We start from the raw sequence: 17,889 nt of genomic DNA, 5'->3' as shown, positions 1-17,889 counted from the left end.
GTACGTCGGGTGCCCCTGCTCAGCGCCGATCCCGCCGCGTTCCCCGCCGAGCCCCCCGCCGACACGCATGATCCGGCGGTCACCGCGGCCCACGACTGGGCGGCGTTCAGCGCACTCGACGAGATGACCGACCACTGGGCACGCCCCGGCTGGTCGGACGGCAGCCGGGCGTACTACTGGATGCTGACCTTCCCGGACGATCAGCGGCTCGCGACTCTCGCCAGGCTCTGCCAGGAGAAGCTGGCGCCCCTCGGCCTCGACCCGGTGCCGACGGACGGCTTGCACATCACCCTCGCCCGAGTCGGAACGCCCGACGCCGTCACCCCCGGCCAGCTGGACAGCCTGGCGCGGGACGCCGAGTCGCTGTTGCCCTCCGCGTTCTCCGTACGCGCCATGCCGCTGGCCGGCTCCCGAGGCGCCGTCCGGCTGTCCCTCGGCCCCTGGGAGCCCCTGCTCCGGCTGCACCACGCGCTGGCCAAGGCAGGTGGCAGCGTCGGTCTGGCCCCGAAGAAGCCGACGTCCGCATTCCGGCCGCACTTGAGCCTCGCGTACAACAACCGCCGGCGCCCCGCCGCGCCCGTTGTGGAGACGGTCTCAGGGCTTCGCGCTCTACCGGCTGTCGAACTCTCCGTGTCCGCCGTCCAGTTGGTGGAGCTCCGCCGTGAGGGGCGGACGTACCGCTGGGATGTGCGGAGGAACGTCACGCTCGGGTAGCCCGCTGGCGCCCAAGGCGAGAACTACGACCACTTCCTTGCCGATCGCGGTCGGCCGAACGGACCACGCGGAGGCCAACTTCCCGACGAGCAGCAGTCCGAGACCACTGCCCGTCAACTCCTCCACCGACTCCTCCGCAGAGCGTGCCCGGACCCTGGAGACATCCCGTCCCGCGTCATGGACTCGTAGTACCGCCACGTTCCGGTAGACCTCCACACACATGCAGTCCGGTCCGCCGGCTGTGTGCCTGAGCGCGTTGCCCACGAGCTCCGAGGCGATCAGAACGGCGTCGTCGACCCGCTCCGGCGCGGCACGTCCATCGAGGAACTCTCGTACGTGTCTGCGCGCGAGACCCGAAGGCTCGGTGCGATCGGCCAGCTTCACCCAATGACGCCGTACTGGCGTCCGCCTGCAGAGGCGCTCTTCGTCCACCGCGTCCATCGCCACTTCTCGTTTCCGCTTGGCACTGGACCGATCAGATGTCCGAATCCATGTCCCCCACGGAATCCGATCAACCGGAGAGGGGCCGCACCCAAGGTGCGAACGCAGAAACCCGGCCCTGCGGCAATCCATACGCAGGCCGGGCGGCACGACGAACCGTTCGGAACCTTCCGACAGAAGAGGAAGTGCGATGACCGCAACCATGCTCAGCCCGATCATGACGGCCACCACCGGGGCGTCCGCTGCGACGGCCGTCCCCGAGGTGCCCGCCGACCCGTTCGACGTCGACCTGACCATCGTCACGGAGATCGGCGCCGACCTGCTCCCCAAGGCGTGCGGCACCGGTGACGGGTGCGCTGCCTCCTGCGCCTCGTCCTGCGCCAGCGCCGTCTGACGACGGCCCGTGCACGAGGTCGGGGGCGCTGCCGCCCCCGACCCCGCTCGTTCACAGCACTGACGGCGGAGGCATGGGGATGGGAAGCGACGGAAAGCTCTACCAGCACACAGGCGCGGCGCTGCTCCGGGCCGCCGCGATGCCGCTGACGGGTCTGCCGACATGGTGGCCTGACCCGTCCGACACAGAGGCATGCGGCAGGTGGCTGAGGCAGGTATGGGCCGATGCGCGGTTCGCCGACGCCGTACGGCAGGCGAGCGGTGATCTCGCCACGCGGGTCGACGCGATCTGCGCCGGGCAGCCGACACGCTCCAAGCAGGTCCGGCGCGCCGCCATGGCCACTGTCCGCTACCTGTTGCGCGCCACCGGGCGACCGACCCCGTTCGGCCTCTTCGCGGGAGTCACCGCGGCCAGCGTGGGTTCGACGCCACACGTGAGGTGGGGAGAAGCACACCAGGCCGTGGCGCGGGTGGATACCGAGTGGCTGGACGACGTCATCGTTCGCCTGGAGGCGTGCCCGATCCTGCTGGAGCGCCTGGATGTCGTCCTGAACAACCTGGCGGCGCGCCGCGGCGGCCGGCTGCATGTCCCGCACGGCGGACCGATGGGCGCCACCATCCGGCGCACCAGCGCGGTCCGCGTGATTGAGGACCTGGCACGCCGGCCGGTCCACTTCGCCGCCCTCGCCGAGCAGTTGGCCGCCTCCTTCCCGCGAACCGAGCCGCATAACATCCGCACACTGCTCGGCGCGCTGGTGCGCGAGAAATTGCTGATCACCAGTTTGCGCGCGCCGATGACCGAGACCGATCCGCTGTCCCACCTGATCGAGCGGCTGCACGGCGCGGACGCGGGCACGGTGCCGCAGGTCGCGCAGGTTCTGCTCGAGCTGGAAGCGGTTCAACGCGCCGTACACGAGCACAACCGGCGCCCTGCGAGCGCGCAAGGGCTGGCTCGGGAGGAACTCACGGGTCGACTGCGTGGACTCTCCCACGCGGGCCAAAGCCCCTTGGCCGTCGACCTGCGGCTGGACGCCGAGGTACGGATCCCCGAGAGCGTCGCGCAGGAGATGGAGAGGGCTGCCGATGCTCTACTGCGGCTCACGCGCCGACCGGCGGGCCAGGGCGTGTGGAAGGAGTACCAGGTCGCGTTCTGGGAGCGGTATGGCACCGGCACGCTCGTGCCGGTGAAGGAGGTCGTCGACCCGGCGTCCGGGCTCGGCTATCCAGCCGAGTACCCCGGCAGCCGCATGACCGCACCGCCCTCGGCAGTCTCCGAGCGTGACGAGCGGCTGCTGGCCGTGGCCTGGCAGGCACTGGCCGACGGCAGCAGAGAGATCGTCCTCACCGACGACCTGATCGACCGCCTGGCCGGCGATGCGCCGACCAGGCAGGAGGCACCGCCCCACGTGGAGATGTGCGCGCGCCTGCACGCCGACAGCCTGTCTGCCCTGGAGGACGGGGACTTCACGCTCACGGTGACACCGGCACGCGCCGCGGGAACGCTCACCTCCCGGTTCACTCCGGTCGCCACCGGCACGGGACTCGACGAGGTCTACCGCCAAGTTCCCACGGGCGTCGAGAACGCGCTGACCGCGCAGCTCTCCTTCCCGCCCCTTTACCCGCACACAGAGAACGTCGCCCGCATCCCTGCTTATCTTCCACACGTGATCTCGTTGGGCGAGCACCGCAGCCCCGACGACAACACCGCGCCGACGGTCATCGACGTCGACGACCTCGCGGTCACAGCCACGCACACCCGGCTGTACCTGGTCAGCGTCTCCCGCCGTCGTCTGGTGGACCCGCAGGTCTTCCACGCCATGGCCCTGGACAAGCAACCCCCGCCCCTGGCCAGGTTCTTGGCGCACCTGACCCGCTCCTTCGGCCCTGCCTGGACCAGCTTCGACTGGGGGCCGCACGGCGCACGGCTGCCGTTCCTGCCGCGCGTCCGCTACGGGCGCGTAATCCTCTCTCCCAGTCGCTGGAACCTGACCGCCGACGACCTTCCAAGCCGCGGCGCGGACATGCGGGAGTGGACCGACGCCCTCGGCCGATGGCGGAAGCGGTGGCACTGCCACGGTGCCGTCGAGCTGCGGGAGGACGACCGGACACGTCGGCTCCAACTCGACGTGCCCGCACTGGCCACCGTCCTACGCGCCCACCTGGACCGGGAAGGCCATGCCGTGCTGACGGAGGCGCCGGCCGAGGAGACCTACGGCTGGATCGGCGGCCACGTCCACGAGATCGCCCTGCCGATGACCAGCACCCGCCGGCCGATACCCAGCCCGCTCTCCGGCTTCCTCCCCGTGCTCACCAACAGCACCCTCGGGCCCGTACCGGGGGCGGTACAGGCACCCTGGCTGAACGCCAAGATCTACAGCCACCCCGAACAGCTCGATGAGCTGATCGGCACCCACCTCGCGAGGCTCGTGACCCAACTCCCAGGTATGCCCGAGTGGTGGTTCGTCCGCTACCGCACCCCGCACGACCTCGACCACCTCCGCTTGCGCATCCGCACCCGCAGCCCCGGACAGTACGCCGCCTGCACTGAGCTCGTCGCCGGATGGGCCACCGGGCTGCGCCGCGAGGGGCTCAGCAGCAAGCTCGTGTTCGACACGTACACCCCCGAGATCGGCCGTTACGGCCCAGGCGTCGCCCTGCGCTCTGCCGAGGCGGTGTTCACGGCCGACTCGGCCTACGCCCTCGTCGCCTTGCAGGGCCCCGGAGTCGACGGCGTCGACGGACGCGCGCTGGCCACAGTTGGCATGGTGGACATCGCCTGCGGCTTGCTCGGCCCCGACGAGGGCATGCGGTGGCTGGCGAACCGGCCCGCGCCTCCGGCTCGCGTCGAGCGAGGCGTCAGCGACCAGGCCATCGAACTCGTTCGCCGCACTACGCCTCATGCCCGGGGCTGGGGCGAAGAGCTCGCCCAAGCGTGGCACCGTCGCGCCGTGGCCCTGGCGCTGTATCGCGAGGGCCTCGCCGAGAGCATGGACCTCGACTCCGTCCTGGAATCCTTGCTGCACATGCACCACAACCGCCTGCGTGGCCTGGACCGGGAGGACGAGAGGATCTGCCGCCGCCTTGCCCGTCAGTCCGCCGTCGCATGGGCCGCCTGTCCGGGGGAGAGCCGCTGATGAACTACGACGCGCCGCCCACACCCACCGGGCCCGGCTGGGGCCAGTCGCTGTACTCCGGCGCGGCGGGAGTCGCCCTGCTGCACGCCGTCAGGGCCCACACCGGCGAAGACGACAAGGACGCGCTCCGGCCATGGGCCGCCGCCATGCTCAAGGGCCCGATCCAGGCCGCCGCCGAAGCATGCGGTCTGTACGAGGGCGCCCCGGCCGTCGCGTACGTCCTCAGCTTCACGCACACGAACACCTCCACTCGCGCCCTGGCGACCCTGGACACACACCTCGCCGACGTCACACGCCAACGACTCCAGCGGGCACACGCCCGCATCGATCACGGCGCGTTGCCCACCCTGGGCGAGTACGATCTCATCAGCGGACTGACTGGGCTGGGCGTGTACCACCTGCACCGCGGCCACAAGACGGAACTTCGGGACGTCCTCGTCTACTTGGCGCGGTTGACGGAACCGATCACCATCGAAGCGCAACGTCTGCCCGGCTGGTGGACGGGAGACAGCCCCGATCTGAGACCGACGCCGCGATGGCCCGGCGGACACGGCAACTTCGGCCTCGCCCACGGCATCACCGGACCGCTGGCGCTGCTGGCCACGGCCCTGCGACACGGCCACACGGTGCCCGGACAGACGCAAGCCATCACCCGAATCTGCGACTGGCTCGACCGATGGCGCAACGGCACCGACTCGCGCGCCTGGTGGCCGGACCTGATCACCCGAGCCGAACACCGACGCGGCGAACTCCAGCGCCCAGGACCGAGACGCCCGTCCTGGTGCTACGGCACCCCCGGCATCGCCCGCGCTCAGCAACTCGCCGGCCTCGCCCTCGGCGACAGTGACCGGCAACGGCAAGCCGAGCAGGCCCTGGCCGGATGTCTGGCCGACGACCAGCAGCTCGCCCAGCTCACCGATGCCTCCCTCTGCCACGGTTGGGCGGGGCTCATACAGACCGTCTCCCGTGCCGCCGCCGACGCCCTCAACGACGAACTCGCGTCGCATCTACGCGGCCTGAACGTCCGGCTCAACAAGCACCTGGACCACCACGGACTACCGGACGGCGCCGGCCTGATGGACGGCACGGCAGGCATCCACCTGGTCCGTCTCACCGACCCCGTCAACACGGCGATCACCGCCCCCTGGGACCGCTGCCTGCTCCTGACAGGGTGACGCCGCGAACCGCATCCGCACACCAGAACAAATGAGAACGATCTACCCCTGCCGTACGCACAGCCGGGCACCTTCCGAAAGGAACGCGATGAACACCACCACTGGCGCCTCCCCCGAGGACCTGCGCAACCGCCTGGTCGACGCCATCCTGAAAGAGGACCTCTCCGGCCTCCGCGACGCACGCGTCGAAACCGCCATGCGGACCGTCCCCCGCCACGCCTTCCTCCCGGACGCACCCATCGAGGAGGGGTACGCCAACAAGAGCGTGACGATCAAGGAGAACCCCGACGAGGACGCACTCCCGCTGAGCTGCGCCTCCCAGCCCGATGTCGTGCACTTCATGCTGGTCCAGCTCGCCGTCCGCGAAGGCGACAACGTCTTCGAGATCGGGGCCGGCACCGGCTACAACGCCGCCTTGCTCAAGCACCTCACCGGGAAGTCCGGCCAGGTCACCACGTGCGACATCGACGCCGATGTGACCGCCTACGCCCGCCGGACACTGGACGCCAACGGATACGAAGACGTTCGCGTCGTCACGAGGGACGGCGCCCTCGGCGCCCCGGAGTTCAGCCCGTACGACCGAATGATCGCCACGGTTGGCATGTGGGACCTCCCCGGCGCCTGGTGGGACCAGCTCTCCGTCGGCGGACGCCTCGTGGTCCCACTGCGATGGCGCGGGCTCTCCAGGGCCGTGGCCTTCGAACGCGAGGAAGGGCGGATGCGGTCCGAATCCATCAAGATGTGCGGCTTCCTCCCGGTGATCGGCCAGGACGGGGAGCGGAACGACTACATCGACGACGACCGGCTCGTCAGGCTCTACTGGGACTAGGACCAGTCCATCGCCCCGGAACTCCTTCGCGACGCGCTCACCCAACCGAAGTCGGTCGCTTGGACCGATGTGACGGTCGGACCCGTCGAGTCGTTCGACGGCGTCTGGCTACGGCTGAGCGCCACGGAGCGAGCGACCTGCCGCATCACCGCGAAGCTCGCAGCAATGGAGGCCGGTCTCCACCGCCCCGCCTCACCCGCCCTGAGCCCCGCCCTCGTCGAGGGGGACTCCATCGCGTACCTCACTCTGGAGCGGACCGCCGAAGACCCCGAAACAGAACCCCGGTTCCGGCTGGGAGCCGTCGGCTATGGCCCGGCTGGCGCCGATCTCGCCGAGCGGATCTGCGCGCAGATCCGCGCCTGGAGCCCGACCCGGACCGCCGAACCCGTCGTCACGGCCTACCCCGCGGACACACCGGACAGCGACCTCGCCGACGGATCCGTGATCGACCGGCCCTCCGTACGACTCGTCATCAGCTACTGACGCAGGCGGGCGCGGCCGTTGACGTATGAGGCCGCGCCCACCGAAGCGAGAACAGAGCGATGTCGCAGCACAGTGGTCAGCCCTGCGCGAGGTTCGCCTCACAGGTGGTGCACCGTCGCACGGCCCGCCGCCTCGGATTGCCCGCGGTGGCGGTCGCCGGAGAAGCACTGCTCAACCGCTCCCAGAGCCCGGGCGGAGGATTCGGGATCCACCCCCAGCGCGGCGGCTGTACGTCGTCCTCGGTCATGTGGTCGCACCATCCGGGCCTGTGCGCGACCTGCTTCGGGGAGATCAGGATCGTCTCCTCCGGGTGAGTACGCCACTCCGTCCTCACGAACGTACTCACCGAACGCGGGGTCGCCGACGCCGACGCGGACGAACCCGGCGGACACTCGCATCCGAGCCCGATGACGATCTTGCCGCCGCACTCGTCGCAGCGCTCTACTTCCACTGGCCTCGTACCACCCTCACGCCGTGCTGGAGTCGACCCGGTAGACGATCTTCCCGTCGAACTCGGCGAACCCGAGTGACTTGTAGAAGGCCCGTGCGCCCGGGTTGTCACTGTCGGTCATCCATTCCACGCGGCTGCACCCGGGGCGCGCCGCGGCGATGGCACGGAGTTCGTCCATCAGGCGGGCACCAATGCCCTGCCGTCGGAGCGTGCCACGGACGTACAGCTCCTTGAGGAACAGGGAGTGCGAGGAGCCGGCGGCCGGCCAGAGGAACGAGTAGGCGGCGAGTCCGATGATGTCACCGGTCTCATCCTCGACGAGCAGCGCGGAGGCCAGCGGCGGCGAGCCGAACAGCGCCTCCTCGACCTGCGTGCGGCGTTCCTCCAGTGGCTGGATGCCGGTGTCGATCGCGCCGTAAAACCGCTCGATCTCCTCGATCAGCTCGGCCACGGCCGGGACGTCCCGCTTCTCCGCAGGGCGGATCGTCACGCTCATCGGCGCCTCCTGTCGTTCATCGGTAGCTTCGGTCGCTGCTGCACTCGTTCGTTCCAACGCGTGATCCCCCGTGGTGGTACGGCACACGCGTCTACGGCGACGAGGCGGCCTGCGCGTAGGGGTCCCAGCCGTGCTGCCGCAGGGAGCCCTGGACGTGTCGGATGAGGTACTCCAGGTCCGCGCAGTAGACAGACGGGTTCCGGTAGCCCTGGGCTTCGCTGAAGCGGTGTGGGAGGTAGCCACCGCCGCACACGTCCACGAGTGGGCAGGCGCGGCACTGCTCGGCGAGCGCATCCTTGCCGTGCTGCCGGTGCAGCAGCTTCGGGTGCGACAGCGCTTCGTCGAAGGAGTGGCAGAGGACGTCGAGCCCGAGCCAGGTGGCACCCTCCTCGACCGACCGCAGGGTGTCCACGGCCTCGATGGATCCGTTGGACTCGATCACGACGCTCGTCGGCGGGGCCAGGCCGAGAGTCTCCACCGAGCCGCGCACGCCAGAGCTGAGTGCCACGATGTCCTCCAGCATCCGGACGCTGTGCCGGTACTCGGGCCGGGCGAGCCAGGCGTCGTACACCCTGCTCATCCACAGCCCGTACTCGGGCACGCTCGGGTCGGCGCGGTGCGGCGGGTCGTCGTGGGTCGCGTGCGGCAGGCCGAAGTCGATCACCGGCGGTTCGAACGCCGCCAGGTAGTCGTGGACCTCCACGGGGTCGTTGGCCAGGTCCACGACGGCGAGCAGCCCCGCGAACAGGTGTGGCCGCGACCGCAGGAGTTCGATGCCGCGCACGGCGGAGGCGGCGCTCGACCGCCCGGCGTGCGTCAGCCGGTGCCGGTCATTGGCATGCGGCGGCCCGTCGAGGCTGACGCCGACCGCAACCTCGTACCGTTCGAAGAGGTCCAGCCACGCATCGGACAGAAGAGTCCCGTTGGTCTGGAGCTCGAAAAGGACCCGGGTCCCGGCCGGCACGCTGTCCCGGACGGCCTGCAACAGACCGGCCATGTGCCCGACGCCGACGAGAAGCGGCTCCCCGCCATGCAGGACGACGTGGATGGCCCGAAGGCGGTGTGCGGAGGCGTGTTCACCGATCCGCCGGGCCGCAGCCTGGGCCACAGCGAGGTCCATTCGGGCGGGCAGGCGCCGCGCCGCCTGGTCCTTGGAGTTGAAGACGAAGCAGTAGTCACAGTCGATGTTGCAGCGGTTGGCGACCTTGAGGATGAACGTCCGGAAAGGAACGGGGTCTTCGGGTTCTGTCATCGAGCGGATGTGCTTACAGCGGCCAGGGCCAGATGAGCGAGGCCGCGTGGGCACCGTCGCCGACCCGGGCCGTCGCGCCCTCCTCGGCCTCCAGCCGTTGCCGGACGCGGGCGGCCACGCGGTCCAGAACGGCGGTGCCGGCTGCCGTCGGCTCCGTGGACGCCGGGCCGGCGGGCGTGAGGGTGCGTGGCTCGGTGACGGACGTGGGTGACGGCATTCAACGCTCCTCGTGAGGTACGTGCCGGAGGTGGCACGGTGCGACGGGGCTGAAGCGACAGATCAGCCGGAAACGTAGCATCCTCAACCACCCATCTGGCACGGGATATTCGGCCACGTGGTCGGCGTCAGCCGGACCGCTACACCAGCAACCGTTCGATGTCGTCCACGGACGCGCTCACTCCCAACCGCCGGTACACGGTCACGGCGGCTCGCAGCGAGTCCACGCCGTGACCAGGCCCGTCAACCGTCCAGTCGCAGCGGCCGATGCCCTCCAGCGCCCGCGCCTCCTCCAGCGGGCAGCGGATGTCCCGCGCGAGCGTGAGCGCCTGCCCAAAGTGCCGACGGGCGGCTGTCGGTTCATCGGAGGTGAGCAGCAGCATCCCCCAGTGGTTCAGCACCTCCGCCTCGCCGCACCTGTCGCCCAGGCCCCTCAGGATCCCCAAACCGCGCTGAAACGCCTCGATCGCCCCGTCGCGCTCACCGACGATGCCGCGCGCCACGCCCAGCTCGCTCAGCGAGGCGGCCTCACCCCCGCGGCTGCCGAGCTCGCGGTAGGCGTCCAGGGCCTCCTCCAGAAGCCGGATCGCCTCTGCCGCATCCCCAGTCACACGCTCCGCGACGCCAAGGTGACGGACGCTGTTCGCGCGGCCGAACCGTTCACCGAGCTCAGTGAAGTGCGTCAGGGCCTGGCTGTGTGCCGTCCGCGCTGCCTCGATGTCTCCGGTCAGCCGTCGGACGACGCCCAACTCGTTCAGCGCGTAAGCCTGATGCACACGGTCGTCCAGCTCCAGGTAGATGTCGAACGCTTCCTGGTGATGCCGCGCGGCGATGTCGTACGCGCCCATGAGGCAGTGCACGACGCCCAGGTCCCGCAGGGAGTTCGCCTCACCGTACCGGTCACCGAGTTCTCGGTAGATCGCCAGGGCCTCGCTCTGGGCCTCCACCGCGGCGTCAAACCGGCTCATCTGCCGGTGTGTCATGCCGAGGTCCGCGAGCGCGTTCGCCTGCCCGAGCCGGTACCCCAGCTCTCGGTAGAGGGCGAGGGCCTCGGTCTGGGCGCGGGCCGCGTCCTCGTTGTCCGCGGTCAGGTACCAGACGATGCCGAGCTGATTCAGTGCCTCGGCCTTGCCGCGCCGGTCGTCGACCGCTTCGTACGCCGTCACGGCGTCGTTGAGGGCCTCGATCGCCTGTGGGTAGGCGGCCATGAAACGGCGTACGACACCCAGCTCGGCGAGGGCATCACCCCGCGCCCGCTGGTCACCGGTATGGCGGGCGGCCTCGGCGGCGGTCCGATGGAGTGCGACGGCCTGGTCCCAGGGGCCGGCCTGGCGCAGGAAGGGCGCCATGGCTGCGGCGAGTCGGACCACGAGGTCGTACAGGGCGAGGCCGTTCGCCCGACGGACGCAGGCCAGGATGTTGGCCCGCTCGGTCTCCAGCCAGCTCAGGGCATCCGCCCGCGACTCCAGGGCCGGGGTCTCCACCCGCGAGGTGTCGTCCGGCGCCGGTGGCACCGGGGCTCCGCTGCGCACGGTGTGCCCGTTCGCGACGGCGAGAGCGGCCAGGTAGTAGGTGCACACGCGCTGGACGGCCTGTACATGGTCCATGCTGTCTCCCTCGGCGGCGAGACCGCGAGCGTAGTCGCGCAAGAGGTCGTGCAGCCGGTATCGACTCCCCGGTTGCTCGTCGATCAGGTGGTCGTCGTAGAGCGCCTCAAGGTGCCGACGGGCCACCACGACGGATACCTGACCAAGTGCCGCACCGACGTGCGGGTCGAGATCGGTGCCGGGGAAGAATCCGAGCTGTCGGAAGAAGCGCTGCCGCTCCGGCGCGAGATCCCGATAGGAGAGATCGAACGTCGCGGCGACGGCTCGTTCCCCGGCGTGCAGCTCTCCCAGACGGTCCCGTGCCGCCACCAGCCGCCCGCGCAGGTCCTCGGCACTCCAGGACGGATGGTGTCGCAGCCGTGCCGCGAGAAGCGAAACCCCCAGCGGCAGACACCCGCACAGCCGCACCAACTCGTCCACCACATCCCGGCCGAGAGCGTCGGCCGGCCGCCCACTGAGCCGTACGAAGAGTTCGACCGCGTGATCCGGCGGCAGTGCGTCCACCGACATGACCACCTCCTCGTTCGCCACCAGCCGCTTGCGACTGGTCACCAACACCAGGCACCCGCTCCCGCCGGGGAGCAGTGGCTCCAACTGTCGGTAGCTGGCCGCGTTGTCGAGAATCAGCAGCGCCTTCTTGTCCGCGAGCCTGCTCCGCCACATGGCGGCCCGAGCCTCCGTGATCGCTCCGACGTCATCACCGACGGGAATCTGCTGCGTCGGCACCCCGGCGGCCGCGAGAAGCGAGGCGAGCGCCTCGCCGGCCTGCACCGGAGTACGCCCCGGCGTGTGCCCGTTGAGATTCACGAAGAGTTGTCCGTCGGGGAAGCGCTCAGAAAGGAGGTGGCCGGCGTGCACGGCGAAGGCGGTCTTCCCGACGCCTGGCATGCCGTCGATCACATGAACGGGCAGCCCCTGACCACGCTCCTGTGAGGCCCGCACCGAACCCACCAGCCGCTCCAGTTCCGCAGCACGGTCGGTGAACGCGGAGGTGTCGCGCGGCAACGAACGCAGCACCTGGGCGGCCCCCGGTGGCCCCGCTCCATCCTCCGGTCGTCCTGGCAGGGTGGGAGGCCGCGTCTCGGAAAGCCCGGCGAGCAGGGCCGTCAGCCCAGCCATCGTCACACCCAACACGACGAACGAGAACCAGGCGTGCTCCTGTAACCACCCAAGCCAGCCGGGCCACCGCGACTCATCGGACACGGCGTTCGTGACGAGCCCGACCAGCATGGTGGTCACAGCGCCGCCTCCGGCGACGACGGCGATCGCGATCCCGCGCCGGAGTCTCATACGTAGGCCCCAGCAGCCAGGGGAGCGGCCGATTCCCGCCTGGTGCCGCTGGTGAGACACCACGCACTGCCAACCGACCTGGTCACGAAGGCACCCCCGAGTAGAACGCCCCAACTTCCCTAACGGAACAGTCCTCGTAGACCTTGGTCAAGGGCGCGTCTGAGCCACGGCGTGCACCAGCTTCCGCAAGGCGCGGTGGCCGCTTCCCTATCGGCCCCAGCCACGAACTGGTCAATCGGCTCGGGGCCTACTCGGCATCGCAGGTCGTGGCCTCGGGTCCAGCCGGTTCGGTAGACCTCGTGCCAGCACTCTCGCTCTTCTTGCCCGCCTCGATGGGGGCGTAGCGTCGCCGTTGCAGCTCATCGCGTTCAACGTCCGGGATCGTCATCGACTCGGCAAGCACGGCGGCGAGCGCGCCCACTTGAGTGTTGTCCATGTCAGCGTGGAAGAGCCACCGGATGTTCTCGTCGCGCGTGATGAGGTCGATCGCCAAGCGCGCGCTTTTGTCCTGTGTGGTCGTTGCTCGGACGTATCGCACTTGGTCAGTAGGGATGTCTTGCCGGATCTCGGCTTGCTCAAGGAACGCGTTCGTCTTGGCCGTGATGATGCGGCGATCCGTGACGGCGACCAGTGTCTTTGCCGCAGCCTTGTCCCTCGCTGCCGCCAACTTCTCCTTCGCTCCGCCGACGATCGCAGAAATGGGGCCGAGGGCATCGACCTGGTCGGGGAAGCCGAGGACACGTAGGGTCTCACCGTCCTCGAGGAGCCACCGCAGGATGCGAAGGTACGGCTCGCGATCCAGCGATTCGGGTGCGCAGACGACGCCCGGAGCCTCAAGCGGAGGGGCCGGTGGATGGAGAGCGTCGGCAAGAGGCTCGATCGCCTCCAGAAGACGGGCGGAGGTTTCGCGGGCTGCCTTCACGTCCTTCCGCTTCCCCGGTAGCGGCCATGTGTCGGGGCCGGGGAGTTCGGCGGTGATCCGCAGCTCCCGCGTCAGCGCGTCGACGAGGCTCGTCGACTCGGCGAGAGCGGAGTCGAACTCCGCGCGGGTGTCGCGCGCGATGACCTCGGCGTACTGCGCCTCGGCGGCGTCTTCGCGTCCAGCGGCTCTCGCCCTCGCGGCGCGCAGCGCGTGATACCCGGTCCATGCCTTGAGGGAGGACAGGAGGGCGTAGGCGTCGAAGGCGATCGCCTCGGCGTTCGTCTGTAGATACTCACGGTGGCTGCGTGCGTCGACGCGACCGATCTGCCTGACGTGGTCGCGAGCGTTCCCCTGGTAGAGCTCAAGCTGCTTCTGCAGCAGCGCTCCACTGCCCGCGACGTCCTCCCACAAGGACGTCGGGACCGATTCGATCTCTCGCGCCTGGTCGACCGCGCGATCGATGACGGCGACGAGCCCCGTCAGTTCGGCCCACTGATCCTTGCGGATGGCGGTGAGGACCTGACTCGTCACCGCGAGGTTGGTCCTGACGAGGCCCGAGACCTCACTCAGCATCATCTGAAGGGCGACCATGGCCAGCGCCGGCCCGATCGAGGCCGCGGTCTGCGCCTTGCTCACCGCATTCACGGAGTAGAGGCGGGCCTGACGCAGGACGCGGCCAGGAACCATCACCGCTCCGAGGTTCCCGCCGTCCTTGACGGCGAGCGTCGCGCCGCTGTTCAGCAGGGCCTGTGACGTGGCGTCGATCCTGTAGAGCCCCTGCACGCCGGCGAACGCGTTTCCGAGATTGCCGACCACGGTCGCCGCGTTCCCGATCGAGGCGAGGATCGCTGAGATCTGCTTGCGGTCGGCAGCCGGCACGATCCCGAAGTCGATCAGATCGGGCTTCAGCTCCGGCGGGACCTCACCGGCGACGACAGCCACCCCTGGGAGCACCTCCACCAGGACCGTCGACACCGTCGTCGAGTCGATGTCCGAGTTGGACGTCGGATCGTCCACAACAGGTGAATCGGCGGTATTGCTCCGGCCGTTCTCCTCAGGCTCGGCGATCTCCTTCGAGTCCGAAGGGTCCTGCATGCGATCTCCTCCCCCGCGGGCGCGCGCAACGGCCGGACTTCGTCGGCGTTGACTGCTGAAGTCTACGGCTCAACGCCTGCGGTTCAGCCCGAATCCGCCGGGTTGATTCCGGACTGGCTGGTGCCAGGCATGGGTGCACGCGGCGGCGCGGAACCGCTCCCCGCGGTGCTTGTCCGCCACTCCAAGCAGGCATACCAGAGGTGCCGAGGCGTTCATGGTGTCGTTCGTGCACGTGCGGTTCTCCGGGGTGTGTTCGGGTGGGGGAGCTGAACTGCCAAGGCGCCGATCGACCAGAGATGGGGCAGCTCTTGGGCTGTCGCGGGACGAGATCTGGGACGGGCTGTTGAGGTAGGGCCGTCGGGCCGAGAGTCGTGGTCGAAGGAAGTGCGCCGGTGACCGGCTCCCCGGCGTGCGTGCGGCGGTGCACGGTCCCCAGACGGTTCGGGACCGTGACGAGATGTTCATCGAGGACGGTCGCCGTGACACGTCGTCAGGGGGACCGTCCCGTTCTGCTGCACTGCGGGGACCGGTCCCCAACCGCGTGCGCCGATGCGGGGTCGGTCCCCGTCGTCGGGGACGCTCTGGAGACCAACCAGATAGCCCATCTGAGCTGCAGTTTTCGGGGGACCGGTCCCGAGTCGGTCCCCAGTTCGGTGGCGTCACGGTCCCCGATTCCGACGCGCGGTGTTCCCGCACGTGACGGTCCCCGCCAAGAGGTGACCGTGATCGCGGGGACCGTCGGGGACCGAGATCCGGTCCCCGAACTTCGCAGGCTCGGTCCCCGGGACGCGGTCCCCAAGGTGCTCATCGAGACGTCCTCGTCCATCGGGTCCTACTGATCGCGTGCGGCGCGGGTTGGACGGTAGCGGGTCAGCTCGGTGCGGACGGCCGGCGGGATGTATGACCCGATCGCGCGCAGGTGCTCATCGATGTCGCGTTGCGGGTCACCGCCGGTGATCTGCCGGTGTGTGGAAGGCGGGGCCGCGCCGGCCGCGACGGCGTGGCGGGCGCGGAGCAACTCGGCTCGCCAAGCGGCAGGATCGTCCGGGTCGGCAGCCGTTGTGGGGTCGGTGTGCCGGTCGAGGCGGTCGCGCCGATGGGCCCGCCATCTGCGGGCGACGTCCACGGGCAGGATCGGGTACGGGGAGTCGAGGACGTGGGCCCGTATTGCCTCGCGGACGTCCCAGCCGTGGTTCGTGGCGAAGGGCACGTCGTCGAGCAGCTCCTGCCACTGGGCGATCTGGTCTTGGGCTTCGCCCGTGCCGGTGCGGATGGTGCGGGGGGCGAGGCGGCCGGTGTAGGCGAGGACAGCGGCGACTTCGTGTGAGTCCAAGGGCGGGTTACTCCGTTCCGGTCGGTTCGTCGAGGGCGGCGAGCAGGGCGGCCATGTGCTGCTCGGAGCGCGTCATGGCAGGGGCCCGGGTGGGCGTGCCGCCGGGCAGGGCGTAGAGGTTCGGGCGGCCTGGGGTGGGGGTGTGCTCCCGGGCGATCCAAGCGCGCCAGTCGGCAGCCCAAGCGGCTGCAGTACGGGGAGGCCACGCGGCCCGGTAGACGCGCCACTTCTCGTCGGCCGATCGGACGGCTTGCTCGCCGAGGCGGTCGAGATGGCCGTGCTGCTGCAACCAGGCCCGGGTGCCGTCGTCGATCTGCCACTGGTCGGCGGAGATGAGTGGGGCAGAGCTGCTGCTCTTACCGTTCACCTTTGGTTCTCTACCGTTCTGGGGGTCGGAATCCGTGCCCCCGGCGGGTCGGAATCCGTACCCTCCCGGGGTCGGATTCCGTTCCCCCAGGCCGTATTCCGGCCCCTCTTCGAAAGGATCGGAAGGGCCGGATTCCAGCACCCCGAGGGTCGGAATCCGATCCCCCGGAAGGGCCGGTTCCCGGTCCCCTTCAACGGCGTGTTCGGCGAGGAACCGGGCGGCTTCCGGGAGGTGGTAGTACGTCTCTCCCCGTGGCCCCTTGCGGTCACCGAGCGCCACGAGCTCGCCGTCGGCGATCAGCTTGGCCAGGGCGTCGCGTACGGCGGTACGGGAGGCGTTCGCTCGCTTCATCAGGGTGGGCACGGAGGCGTACGCGACGCAGTTCCGGTCGCGGCAGCGGTCGGCGATCAACGCGAGCACCATGCGGGCGGTGCCCTTGCTTCGGCTGTGGTCCCACACCCACTCTCGGGCGTCGAGGCTCATGGGTCGGCGGCTCCTGGGTCCGGACGGGCAGGTGGAGTTGCGCGCCCTTTTCGGGCGGCGCGCGGGGGGAGTGGCGGTACAGCCCCGGCCCGAGGGGCGTGGGGCTGGTGGCTTCGCCTAGCCAAGACAGCCACATCAACGCCGCAGAAGTCCAGCATTCCGCCAAGAATTCAGATAGCTGACGGCGAACGCATGCTCCGGGGCATTCCCTAAATGATAATCCCAGACTGCCGGTTGCCGAAATTGGTTGCCCACGGGGCCGAGCTAGAAGGATCACATCGGGAAGCCGTTGACCTCCGTCTGAGCGCAAGCTACAACACAACATCCCATGTCAGAGCACCCGTCCGCCGGATGTAGCCCCCCACCCGCCGGCTGCCCGGAACCCAACCCGCGGCAACTCCCCTTGCCCGGCCGGGCGCAACATAGCCGACGATCGCCGGTTTACCAAACCGGCGAATACGAGTTCCAATTGGAGCTATGGCAGCACGATCCCTGGAAATCGGTCCGGCCGGAATACGGACCGCCCGCACCATCGAAATCCTCCGTACCGAACGCGGTCTCGCCCAACGAGAGTTGGCCGCCCGAGTCACCGCCATCGGCCGCCCGATGTCCGACACGATGCTGTCCCGCATCGAACGTGCCCAACGCCGCTGCGACATCGACGACCTCGTCGCCCTCGCCCAGGCCCTCCGCGTCTCGCCCCTCGTGCTGCTGCAGGGACCGAGCGCCATGTGACGAAGGCCGCCCAGCGCTGCTGAGTGAGCAGGCCCCCAACCGAGTTAGGACCCACTTTTCTTGCACCACTCCGAGATACCCCCTGCCCTCGTGCGCCGCTTTCCCGTCACCGAGGGCGGAGCCCCCTTGCCCCGTCTCTACCGTCCCGAAGAAATCGCCGAAGCCCTCGGCTGTTCCGCCTGGTGGGTCAAGGACCGTGCTCGGCGCGGCCTCATCCCGCACACTCGCGTCGGCCACGCCTACCGCTTCACTGGCGCACACCTCGCCGAGATCGTCCGCCTCCACGAAGAGCGCCCGAAGCGATCCTTCAGCAGTACGCCGACGGGTCCTGCATCTACAAGTCCTCCCGCTGCACGAACTCGTGCCGCCCAGTCTTCTCGGCCGACTACGGCCGCGACGACGGGGCATCTGCGGGCCCGGCCGCCGCGCCGTACCCAGTACGAGACCGTCGTGTAGCGCGCCCGCACCCAGCC

The 17,889-nt window shown here is 69.6% G+C and carries 16 protein-coding genes and 1 pseudogene; 9 read left to right on the top strand and 8 right to left on the bottom strand.

Features of this window, described 5'->3' with window-relative positions; translation table 11 throughout:
• Positions 1 to 9 precede the first annotated feature (9 nt).
• Complete coding sequence (locus tag AOQ53_RS03790) at positions 10 to 714, top strand: 2'-5' RNA ligase family protein (RefSeq protein ID WP_059414954.1); 705 nt, start codon at positions 10 to 12, stop codon at positions 712 to 714.
• On the opposite strand, the gene AOQ53_RS47620 is transcribed toward AOQ53_RS03790, so the two are convergent.
• Positions 610 to 1,155: an ATP-binding protein gene (locus tag AOQ53_RS47620; protein ID WP_078945129.1), complete on the bottom strand. Its 546-nt coding sequence runs from the start codon at positions 1,153 to 1,155 to the stop codon at positions 610 to 612. The genes AOQ53_RS03790 and AOQ53_RS47620 overlap by 105 nt on opposite strands.
• A gap of 190 nt (positions 1,156 to 1,345) precedes the next feature.
• Here AOQ53_RS47620 and fxlA point away from each other — a divergent pair, with 190 nt between their 5' ends.
• The 6 genes from fxlA to AOQ53_RS44425 all read left to right on the top strand — a co-directional run bounded on the left by fxlA (position 1,346) and on the right by AOQ53_RS44425 (position 7,483).
• A complete protein-coding gene (gene fxlA, locus AOQ53_RS03785; RefSeq protein WP_059414952.1) occupies positions 1,346 to 1,549 on the top strand; it encodes an FxLD family lanthipeptide in 204 nt (67 codons plus the stop codon).
• Positions 1,550 to 1,628: 79 nt separating this feature from the next.
• Complete coding sequence (locus AOQ53_RS03780; RefSeq protein ID WP_059414950.1) at positions 1,629 to 4,682, top strand: lantibiotic dehydratase; 3,054 nt, start codon at positions 1,629 to 1,631, stop codon at positions 4,680 to 4,682.
• Positions 4,682 to 5,857 carry a lanthionine synthetase C family protein gene (locus tag AOQ53_RS03775; protein ID WP_063888860.1) on the top strand — a complete coding sequence of 392 codons (1,176 nt, stop codon included), beginning with the start codon at positions 4,682 to 4,684 and terminating at the stop codon, positions 5,855 to 5,857. Before AOQ53_RS03780 ends, AOQ53_RS03775 begins: the two co-directional genes overlap by 1 nt.
• A gap of 88 nt (positions 5,858 to 5,945) precedes the next feature.
• Positions 5,946 to 6,686, top strand: coding sequence for a methyltransferase (locus AOQ53_RS45750; protein ID WP_236711550.1), 741 nt, complete (start codon positions 5,946 to 5,948; stop codon positions 6,684 to 6,686).
• 69 nt (positions 6,687 to 6,755) lie between these two features.
• A complete protein-coding gene (locus AOQ53_RS45745; protein WP_236711549.1) occupies positions 6,756 to 7,169 on the top strand; it encodes a class I SAM-dependent methyltransferase in 414 nt (137 codons plus the stop codon).
• A gap of 59 nt (positions 7,170 to 7,228) precedes the next feature.
• A complete protein-coding gene (locus AOQ53_RS44425) occupies positions 7,229 to 7,483 on the top strand; it encodes a hypothetical protein (RefSeq protein WP_167745676.1) in 255 nt (84 codons plus the stop codon).
• Between the two features lie 153 nt (positions 7,484 to 7,636).
• On the opposite strand, the gene haaN is transcribed toward AOQ53_RS44425, so the two are convergent.
• The 7 genes and pseudogenes from haaN to AOQ53_RS03735 all read right to left on the bottom strand — a co-directional run bounded on the left by haaN (position 7,637) and on the right by AOQ53_RS03735 (position 16,681).
• Positions 7,637 to 8,116, bottom strand: coding sequence for a cyclophane-containing RiPP N-acetyltransferase HaaN (gene haaN, locus AOQ53_RS03765; protein ID WP_059414947.1), 480 nt, complete (start codon positions 8,114 to 8,116; stop codon positions 7,637 to 7,639).
• A 91-nt stretch (positions 8,117 to 8,207) separates the two neighbouring features.
• Positions 8,208 to 9,368: an FxsB family cyclophane-forming radical SAM/SPASM peptide maturase gene (locus AOQ53_RS03760; protein ID WP_059414945.1), complete on the bottom strand. Its 1,161-nt coding sequence runs from the start codon at positions 9,366 to 9,368 to the stop codon at positions 8,208 to 8,210.
• 13 nt (positions 9,369 to 9,381) lie between these two features.
• Complete coding sequence (gene haaA, locus AOQ53_RS03755) at positions 9,382 to 9,585, bottom strand: HaaA family cyclophane-containing RiPP peptide (RefSeq protein ID WP_059414944.1); 204 nt, start codon at positions 9,583 to 9,585, stop codon at positions 9,382 to 9,384.
• Positions 9,586 to 9,724: 139 nt separating this feature from the next.
• Positions 9,725 to 12,481, bottom strand: a complete 2,757-nt coding sequence (gene haaT / locus AOQ53_RS03750; RefSeq protein ID WP_174523225.1) for a cyclophane-containing RiPP biosynthesis TPR protein HaaT — start codon at positions 12,479 to 12,481, stop codon at positions 9,725 to 9,727.
• Between the two features lie 247 nt (positions 12,482 to 12,728).
• Entirely contained in the window at positions 12,729 to 14,498 is a 1,770-nt protein-coding gene (locus AOQ53_RS03745; protein ID WP_059414943.1) for a hypothetical protein, read from the bottom strand.
• 838 nt (positions 14,499 to 15,336) lie between these two features.
• A pseudogene (locus tag AOQ53_RS03740) lies at positions 15,337 to 15,831 on the bottom strand (zinc finger domain-containing protein); the annotation flags it as partial.
• Between the two features lie 7 nt (positions 15,832 to 15,838).
• Positions 15,839 to 16,681, bottom strand: coding sequence for a DNA-binding protein (locus AOQ53_RS03735; protein WP_059414941.1), 843 nt, complete (start codon positions 16,679 to 16,681; stop codon positions 15,839 to 15,841).
• Positions 16,682 to 17,158: 477 nt separating this feature from the next.
• On the opposite strand from AOQ53_RS03735, the gene AOQ53_RS03730 reads away from it, so the two are divergent.
• Positions 17,159 to 17,416 (top strand): helix-turn-helix domain-containing protein, encoded by a 258-nt coding sequence (locus AOQ53_RS03730; protein WP_059414940.1) that lies wholly within the window; start codon positions 17,159 to 17,161, stop codon positions 17,414 to 17,416.
• A 75-nt stretch (positions 17,417 to 17,491) separates the two neighbouring features.
• Positions 17,492 to 17,872, top strand: coding sequence for a helix-turn-helix domain-containing protein (locus AOQ53_RS45740; RefSeq protein ID WP_408055134.1), 381 nt, complete (start codon positions 17,492 to 17,494; stop codon positions 17,870 to 17,872).
• The last annotated feature ends 17 nt before the right edge of the window (positions 17,873 to 17,889 follow it).

This window comes from Streptomyces azureus, from assembly GCF_001270025.1.
In the GTDB taxonomy this organism is placed as follows: Bacteria; Actinomycetota; Actinomycetes; order Streptomycetales; family Streptomycetaceae; genus Streptomyces; species Streptomyces azureus.
The sequence above is the reverse complement of the archived record's forward strand: the minus strand, read 5'-3'. Positions and strand labels throughout refer to the sequence as shown.